This is a genomic window from Pseudomonadota bacterium (genome assembly GCA_030859565.1).
Lineage (GTDB): Bacteria > Pseudomonadota > Gammaproteobacteria > JACCXJ01 > JACCXJ01 > USCg-Taylor.
The window spans coordinates 1-6,353 of sequence record JALZJW010000175.1; the positions used below are offsets into that span (position 1 = coordinate 1).

Here is a 6,353-nt window from a genome sequence, read left to right on the forward strand (position 1 = left end):
GAGCTACCCCGACCGCTATGTCGTGAAACGCGGCGATACCTTATGGGACATTTCGGCGGTCTTCTTGACGAAACCATGGCTCTGGCCGCAGATTTGGCAGGTGAATCCGCAGGTGCGGAATCCGCACCGCATCTATCCGGGCGATATTCTTTATTTAACCTACCGAGACGGTAAACCCATGCTGGGGCGGACTCGGGGCAGGAACGTCAAATTATCGCCGTCGGTGCGCGCGTCCGAGCACGATGATGCGCTGCCGGCGATCCCGCTCGATGCCATCTGGCCGTTCTTGAGCCGGCCGCAGGTGGTCGGAGCCGATGAGCTTGCTAACGCACCTTACATCGTCTCCAGTCAGGACGAGCATCTGGTGACCGGCGTAGGGAATCGCATCTACGTGCGCGGTCGATTGGATGAGAAAGTCAAGCGCTACACGGTGGTTCGCTGCGGCGAGGTTTATCGGGAACCGCCGGCTGTGAAGGACGCCAATCATCGAGTTGCTGTCCGCAAGGATGTCGCTCAGGGGTATGCGTCGAATTGTCTAGGCGAGAGCGGCGACGATGTTCTAGGGTACGAAGCCCTGCATGTCGCCGATGCGGTCATCGACAAGCTGGGAGATCCGGCATCCGCCATGATTACCAGTTCACAACGGGAGGTTTTGGCGGGCGATCGGCTGATCCCGGAAGCAAAAGGCCATTATCCGGAGTTCGTTCCGCATGCGCCGGACGGGGACGTTGCCGGATCGATCATATCGATCATGGATGCCGTGTCCCAGGTCGGGCCGCAGCAAGTCGTGGTGATCAATCGGGGCGTGCAGGCCGGACTCGAGCCCGGGCATGTATTAGCGATCTTCCGTAGCGGGGTGATCGTCCGCGACGATGTGGCGGGAAGTGCATCGGGTGCAAGCTATGGCGGGGGATTAAGCCGGGAAGTCGAACTCCCGCACGAACGCATCGGGGAGCTGATGGTGTTCCGCGCCTTCCCGAACGTCAGCTACGCGCTGGTTATGAACGCCGATCGCTCCGTGTACCGCTATGATACGGTAAGCAATCCTTAAGCGCTTGGAGCGGTGCTCGCCCAGCGCTCCAAGCTGCAGTGGTGATAAGCTTGGTACGCTATGAGCCTCGACGACACGCGGGATGAGCGGGCGCATTGGATTGCCTTGCACCGTGCGCCGGGCATCGGGCCCAAGGCATTTTTTGATCTACTCGTGCGCTATGGGAGCGCGGAAGCTGTCTTCGCGGCCAGATCGATGGAACTTGAACGCCACGGTCTCGGGAGCGAAACCCTCGCGTTTATCAAAGCCCCGGATTGGCAGGCCGTCACCGCGGCCGTGCGGTGGTTACGTGAGGATAAGCATCAGCTGATTCTTTGGAGTGAGGAAGCCTACCCGCCGCTCCTGCGCACGCTCTCCGACCCGCCGCCGCTGCTCTATGTCATAGGGGAACCGGGGATCCTCGCGAGGCCGCAGATCGCCGTGGTCGGAAGCCGTCACCCGACCGCCGCCGGCGAGCAAACGGCCCTCGAATTCAGCCGCCAGCTTGTGCTCGCCGGATGGGTCATCACCAGTGGGCTGGCCCTCGGCATCGATGCCGTGGCGCACCGCGGTGCGTTGGCGGCAAGGGGCGCGACGATTGCGGTCAGCGGTACCGGGATCGACCTGATCTACCCGGCGAGCAATCGCGCCCTGGCGCTCGACATCCAGGCCTCGGGAGGCGCGATTGTCTCGGAGTTGCCTCTCGGCACCCCGGCGATCGCACGCAATTTCCCGCGCCGCAATCGCCTGATCAGCGGGCTCTGTCTTGGGGTGGTGGTCGTCGAAGCGGCCCTGCGTAGCGGATCGTTGATCACCGCGCGCTGTGCGATCGAACAAGGACGAGAGGTATTCGCGCTCCCCGGCTCCATCCACAATCCGCTCGCGCAGGGGTGCCATGGGCTAATTCAGCAGGGCGCAAAACTCGTCACCAGCGTCGCGGACATCCTGGAGGAGCTGAACTGTGTGCTTCCACCTCCAGCGCCGGTGTCCAGCCTCCCGCAAGCACCCCATGAGGCGAGCGAGGCACTCGATCCCGATTATCAGAGTTTGCTACATTGTATGGGTGGGGATCCTGTCTCGGTCGATAGCTTGGTCGAACGCAGCGGATTGACCGCGAGCGCCGTGTCGTCCATGCTCTTGATACTGGAATTACGCGGATACGTGGGTGCGGAAGCATGCGGAGTGTACGTGCGGCAGAAGTAGATTGCTTTTTTGAACAGCGGCTATCCCGGCGGTATTAACCGGCGGCGTCACCCTGTCCGCACCGTTCGACGCGCTCGCGGGCGAAGCCGCTTTGAGCCAACCTCGTCTAAGCTAGTCTCGAACGCTTAAATATTCAGCGCATGCCGAAGAATTTATTAATCGTCGAATCTCCGGCCAAGGCCAAAACGATTGGCCGCTACCTCGGCACGGATTTTCGCGTGCTCGCATCCTATGGGCACGTGCGCGATCTTAAGCCCAAGGAAGGCGCCGTGGACACCGAGCATGGGTTTGCCATGCGCTATGAGATCATAGAAAAAAACGTTAAACACGTTAATGCGATCGCCGAGACCATGCGTAAGTCGGATGCGCTCTATCTAGCGACCGACCTGGATCGCGAAGGTGAGGCGATTTCCTGGCATTTGGTGGAGATCCTGAAGGAGCGGGAGGTTTTGGATAACAAACCGGTATACCGGGTCATCTTTCACGAGATCACCAAGCGCGCCATTGAGGAGGCCATCCGCAGCCCGAGGGTGTTGTCGGTCGATTTGGTCAATGCGCAGCAAGCGCGCCGGGCGTTGGATTATTTAGTCGGGTTCAACCTTTCGCCGCTGCTGTGGCGGAAGATCCGGCGGGGCTTGTCCGCCGGGCGGGTGCAGAGTCCCGCTCTGCGCATGATCGTGGAGCGTGAAGGGGAGATCGAAGCCTTCGAGTCGCGCGAATATTGGACCGTGGAGGCGCAGGCCAGGCAGCAAGCACAAGCATTCGGCGCCCGGTTGGCCGTTTATCAAGGCGAGAAGCTCAAGCAGTTCAGCATCGTTACGAGCGCGGAGGCGGAAGCTATCCGGCAAGATTTACTTACCCTTGCTCAAGGGTGGCTCACCGTTGGCGAGGTCGAGAAGAAACAGCGTAAACGGCTCCCCCCGTCTCCCTTCATCACCTCGACCTTACAGCAGGAAGGCGCGCGCAAGCTCGGGTTTACCACACAACGCACGATGCGGATCGCGCAGCAACTCTACGAAGGGATCGATATCGGCGGCGGATCGGCCGGTCTTATAACCTATATGCGCACCGATTCGGTGAGTCTCGCCGGCGAGGCGCTGGAGGAAATCAGGGATTTCATCAAGGCGCGTTTCGGCGCCGGGCAAGCGCCGGCTCAAGCGCGGCGCTTTAAGACCCAGGCGAAGAATGCTCAGGAAGCTCACGAAGCGATCCGGCCCACCGCGATCCAACGAACCCCCGAGGAATTGAGGCCTCACTTGAGCGAGGAGCAATACCGCTTATACGATCTCATTTGGAAGCGTACGCTGGCCTGTCAGATGATCGATGCCATCATCGACACGGTCGCCGTGGATCTAACGTGCGGGACAGGTGCCGCGTTCCGGGCGACGGGCTCAACGGTGGTGGAGCCGGGGTTCATGGCCGTGTATCTGGAAGGCAAGGATGACGGAAAGAACGACAGCGACGAGGGCGTCTTACCGGCGATGAAAGCGGGTGAGCGGGTGCAGCTCGCGGACATCACGGCGACCCAGCATTTCACTGAACCGCCCCCGCGCTACACCGAAGCGAGTCTGGTGCGGTCGCTCGAGGAGCACGGCATCGGCCGCCCTTCGACCTACGCCGCGATTATCTCGACGCTGCAACAGCGCGAGTATGCGACCTTGGAAAGCAAGCGCTTCAAACCCACTGACGTCGGCAGGATTGTGAGCAGGTTCCTGACCGAGCATTTTACCGACTATGTCGATTATGGTTTCACCGCGCGGCTCGAAGACGAGCTCGATGCGGTGTCCCGAGGCGAAAAGGAGTGGACGCCGGTGCTCGAGCGTTTTTGGACGCCATTCAAGGGGCTGGTCGATAACAAAGCCGAGACGGTCACCCGCCGCGACGCCACCCAGAAGCTGCTCGAAGAGCAGTGTCCTCAGTGCGGCAAGCCCTTGGCGACGCGCTTGGGGCGGCGCGGCAGCTTTGTCGGCTGCACGGGGTACCCCGACTGTGACTATACCCGGAGTGTGGACGGGCAAGGCCAAGCTACCCCGGTCGCCCAGATCGTCGCTGACCGGCATTGTCCCGAGTGCGGTTCGCCGCTATTATTGCGCGAGGGGCGATACGGTAAATTTATCGGCTGTGGTAGCTATCCGAAATGCCGGTATATCGAGGCGGTGGAGAAACCGGCGGACACCGGCGTCACCTGTCCCGAGTGCCGTAGCGGGTGTCTCGTGCTGCGCCGCTCTAAGCGCGGGAAGGTTTTTTATTCCTGTTCCACCTACCCGAACTGCCGTTACGCGATCTGGAACGAGCCCTTGAGCCAACCCTGCCCAAAGTGTCATTGGGCGGTCACGATGACGAAAACCACCAAGCGCGAGGGCAGCTTGCGCGTCTGCCCACGAACGGGATGTGGATTTAAGGAGCCGTGGGTCGAACCGGCAAGCCTGTCCGCGGTATCTTAATCGAGGTGCCTCCGACTGCGTCTATTCGTGACATGCGCGCCAAGCTGCGCCTGCTTGAGCCTCGGAACCAAGGATTTATGGCCTTATGACAGTCCCGTTCGTAGCCGTTTTGGTCGGATCGGATTCCGACCTTCCGGTGATGGAATCCACGCTAGAGGTGTTACGGTGCTTGGGGATCCGCGTCGAGGTGAGAATCGCGTCCGCGCACCGGACGCCGGCCGAGACCCGCGCCTATGTCGAGCAGGCCGAGGAGCGCGGGGCCGCGGTTTTTGTTGCCGCCGCTGGGCTGGCCGCGCATCTGGCGGGGGCGGTGGCGGCGCTGACGGTCAAGCCGGTGATCGGCGTGCCCATGGCGGGAGGGCCTCTGAATGGGCTCGATGCCCTGCTATCGACGGTGCAAATGCCGGGTGGTGTGCCGGTGGCGTGCGTTGCCATCGGTCCAGCCGGTGCGAAGAACGCCGGCTATCTCGCGGCCGAGATCTTGGCGCTGCAAGACCCGGAAATCGCGGAACGCTTGCGGGCGGAACGCTCGGCGACCGTGGAAGCGATCAGGCAAAAAAACCTAGCAGTCACGAAACGCGCCGGCTAGTGCTTCAAGCGTGGCATCTCGAGCGCGCCGCGCGTGTAATCGTAGCCGGCGGCATCATTGCTTATCCGACCGAGGCCGTGTTCGGGCTCGGGTGCGATCCGTTCAATTACCGCGCTGTTTCCAGGCTCTTAATGCTTAAAAGGCGGAGCGTCAAGAAGGGCGTGATCGTGATTGCCGCGACGCTACCGGCGATAGAACGTCTTGTATGTTTTCCGAATGCGGTGAGGCGCGAGGAAATCGACCGCACTTGGCCCGGCCCAGTCACGTGGGTAGTGCCGGCGCGATCATCCGTCCCGTCGTGGTTGACCGGTGCCCGGCGTTACCTTGCAGTGCGGGTAACGGGGCATCCGATCGCGGCGGCGTTATGTCAGCGCGTGGGGGTCCTGGTTTCGACCAGCGCCAATCCCGCCGGCTGTGTTCCAGCCCGGGATCCCGCGCGGGTGCGGGCATATTTCAATGGAGCGATTGATTACGTTGTATCCGGACGGATCGGGGACGAGGCGGGCGTGAGCGAGATCCGCGATGGGGTGAGCGGGCGGGTTTTACGGCCTCGGCATGGAAGATCGACGACGGATGGATGCTCGGGTGGAGCATGAACTGCGGCTCTTTATTGACATTGGTGCATTTATTTTTGAAAATTGATCGCTTTAGACTTCGGAGGGGTACCCAAGCGGCCAACGGGGGCAGACTGTAAATCTGCTGGCTCATGCCTTCGTAGGTTCGAATCCTACCCCCTCCACCAGGCAGTAGCCGGTAGCGAAGGCCGGGCGAGAAGCGGGTGTAGTTCAACGGTAGAACCTCAGCCTTCCAAGCTGATGACATGGGTTCGATTCCCATCACCCGCTCCAGGTTGACGCCCATATAGCTCAGTCGGTAGAGCACTTCCTTGGTAAGGAAGAGGTCACCGGTTCGAATCCGGTTATGGGCTCCAGTTCTAGGGGAAGAGAAGTCGAGCGGTGAGACGAACGAAAGCGGAGAACTGAGTTATGTCCAAGGAGAAATTTCAGCGAACGAAGCCGCATGTGAATGTAGGGACGATAGGGCATGTGGATCATGGGAAGACGACGTTGACGGCGGCGTTAACGAT

The 6,353-nt window shown here is 61.0% G+C and carries 6 protein-coding genes and 3 tRNA genes; all 9 read left to right on the forward strand.

The genetic code is table 11. The annotated features are described in order from the left end of the window. On the forward strand, nucleotides 1-1,051 hold a 1,051-nt coding region (locus M3436_18340; GenBank protein MDQ3565965.1), incomplete at its 5' end, for a LysM peptidoglycan-binding domain-containing protein. A 60-nt stretch (nucleotides 1,052-1,111) separates the two neighbouring features. Continuing rightward, nucleotides 1,112-2,233 (forward strand): DNA-processing protein DprA, encoded by a 1,122-nt coding sequence (gene dprA, locus M3436_18345; protein ID MDQ3565966.1) that lies wholly within the window; start codon nucleotides 1,112-1,114, stop codon nucleotides 2,231-2,233. A 140-nt stretch (nucleotides 2,234-2,373) separates the two neighbouring features. Next, on the forward strand, nucleotides 2,374-4,677 hold the full coding sequence (topA, locus tag M3436_18350) for a type I DNA topoisomerase (GenBank protein ID MDQ3565967.1): 2,304 nt from the start codon (nucleotides 2,374-2,376) through the stop codon (nucleotides 4,675-4,677). 85 nt (nucleotides 4,678-4,762) lie between these two features. Next, a complete protein-coding gene (gene purE, locus M3436_18355; GenBank protein ID MDQ3565968.1) occupies nucleotides 4,763-5,266 on the forward strand; it encodes a 5-(carboxyamino)imidazole ribonucleotide mutase in 504 nt (167 codons plus the stop codon). Next, nucleotides 5,266-5,862, forward strand: a complete 597-nt coding sequence (locus M3436_18360; protein MDQ3565969.1) for a Sua5/YciO/YrdC/YwlC family protein — start codon at nucleotides 5,266-5,268, stop codon at nucleotides 5,860-5,862. The genes purE and M3436_18360 overlap by 1 nt, the downstream gene beginning before the upstream one ends. Before the next feature lie 60 nt (nucleotides 5,863-5,922). After that, nucleotides 5,923-6,008, forward strand: a tRNA-Tyr gene (locus tag M3436_18365). A gap of 32 nt (nucleotides 6,009-6,040) precedes the next feature. Then, nucleotides 6,041-6,114, forward strand: a tRNA-Gly gene (locus M3436_18370). 7 nt (nucleotides 6,115-6,121) lie between these two features. Continuing rightward, a tRNA-Thr gene (locus M3436_18375) sits at nucleotides 6,122-6,197 on the forward strand. 55 nt (nucleotides 6,198-6,252) lie between these two features. Further along, on the forward strand, nucleotides 6,253-6,353 hold a 101-nt coding region (locus M3436_18380), incomplete at its 3' end, for a GTP-binding protein (GenBank protein MDQ3565970.1).